This window comes from Hydrogenophaga sp. (assembly GCF_036675665.1).
Lineage (GTDB): Bacteria > Pseudomonadota > Gammaproteobacteria > Burkholderiales > Burkholderiaceae_C > Hydrogenophaga.
The window spans coordinates 1-1,863 of the sequence record NZ_JAKFEO010000057.1; the positions used below are offsets into that span (position 1 = coordinate 1).

The following is a 1,863-nucleotide window of genomic DNA, read 5'->3' on the forward strand; positions in this document are numbered from 1 at the left end:
GCACATGATGGCGTTCTTGTAGGCCATGAAGTGCTTGAAGCTGTTCACGCCCTCTTCCTGCACCAGCGTGCCCATGTCGGCGCGCACCTGCTCGCTCCACCAGGTGATGGCCACGTGGAAGGAGTAGTCGGCCGCTGACTTTTCCGCCCAGCCGCGCCACTTGCGGTAGGCGTCCAGGATGGGTTCCTGCGGGTCGGGGATCACGAAGTCGATGATGCTGGTGGTGCCGCCGGCCAGGCCCGCGGCCGTGCCGGTGAAGAAGTCGTCCATGGTGACGGTGCCCATGAACGGCAGCTGCATGTGGGTGTGCGGATCGATGCCGCCGGGCAGCACGTACTGGCCGCTAGCGTCCAGGGACTGCGCCCCTGCCGGTGCCAGTTCGGTCGCACGCTCGCCCACGGCCACGATGCGGCCATCCACGCACAGCACGTCGGCCAGTTGTTCGCGGTCGGCGTTGACCACGGTGCCACCGCGGATCACAAGGGCTTGGCTCATGGGGGTCTCCTTCAGGGATACGGATCAGATCAAAAATGACCCTGCGCTGGCACCAGGCCCAGGCAGGGCCAAGGGGTCACTTCTTCTTGGCGGTCAGGTAGTAGTAGCTGCCGGCCACGGCCAGGCTGAAGAACCAGCCGAAGTCGAACAGGTTCAGCAGCAGACCCGGCACGGCGGCCTTGTCCACCACGCCTGAGACGGCCAGGTAGCCCGGCAGGCAGGGCAGCACGCCCAGCGCGAAGGCGATGAGCGCGTGCAGGTTCCAGCCGTTGCTGTATTCATAGTCGCCGCCTCGGCGGTAGAGGTCGTCCACCTTGAGCACGCTCTTGCGCACCAAGTAGTAGTCCACCAGCAAAATGCCGGCGATGGCGCCCAGCAGCGTGCCGTAACCGCCCAGCCAGGTGAACAGGTAGCCGCCCGAAGTGGCCAGCAGCTTCCAGGGCATGAACAGCAGGCCGATGACCGCTGCGATCAGGCCGCCGGTGCGAAAGCTGATCTTCGACGGGGCGACCTGGCTGAAGTCGTACGACGGCGACACCAGGTTGGCGGCCACGTTGGTGGTCAGGTTGGCCAGCAGGATCACAAGCAGGCCCACACCGGCGGCAAAGCTGCCCATCTGGGTGAGCAGGCCGTCGGGGAACAGTTGCGCCTTGCCGTACAGGATGGACGAGGCCGAAAAGCCGATGATGCCCACCATGGAAAACAGCGCCATGGGAATCGGCAGGCCAATCGCCTGGCCCACGACCTGGTCCTTTTGCGACTTGGCAAAGCGTGTGAAATCAGGGATGTTGAGTGCCAGCGTGGCCCAGAAACCCACCAGGCCGGTGAGTGCGGCCCAGGTCTTGGGACCACCCTCCACCACCTTGGCAGGCAGGTTGAAGAGTTCACCCGCAGGCACCTTCATCATGAGCACCACCACCAGCACAATGGACGCGCCGATCATCAGCGGCGCGGCAATCACTTCCAGCACGCGGATCGATTCCAGACCTTTCCAGATGAACCAGATGTGCAAGGCCCAGAAGGCGAGGAAACACATGAGCTGCGAGGTGCTGATGGTCTCCCCCTCGGCCGGCCCCGCCAGGCCCGCGCCCATGATGTTCAGAAAGCCATGCAGCGCCAGCGCGCCGAAGTAGCAGTTGATGGAGAACCAGCCGCAGGCCACCAGCCCGCGCAACACGGCTGGCAGGTTGGCGCCCTTCACGCCGAACGAGGCCCGCGCCAGCACCGGGAACGGCACACCGTATCTGGGCCCCACGCGGCCAATGAGCAGCATGGGCACCAACACGATGCAGTTGGCCAGGAACACCAGCCACACCGCCATCTGCCAGGTGAAGCCCTGGTCGAGCATGGAGCTGGCCATGGTGTAGG

Annotated in this window: 1 protein-coding gene and 1 pseudogene; both read right to left on the reverse strand. The window is 64.8% G+C overall.

Annotated elements, in window-relative coordinates; genetic code table 11:
* Positions 1-495: pseudogene (locus tag V6M63_RS18125) on the reverse strand (dihydropyrimidinase); the annotation flags it as partial.
* 76 nt (positions 496-571) lie between these two features.
* Positions 572-1,863 (reverse strand): NCS1 family nucleobase:cation symporter-1 (locus V6M63_RS18130; RefSeq protein WP_332744089.1); only part of this gene is annotated, 1,292 nt, incomplete at its 5' end.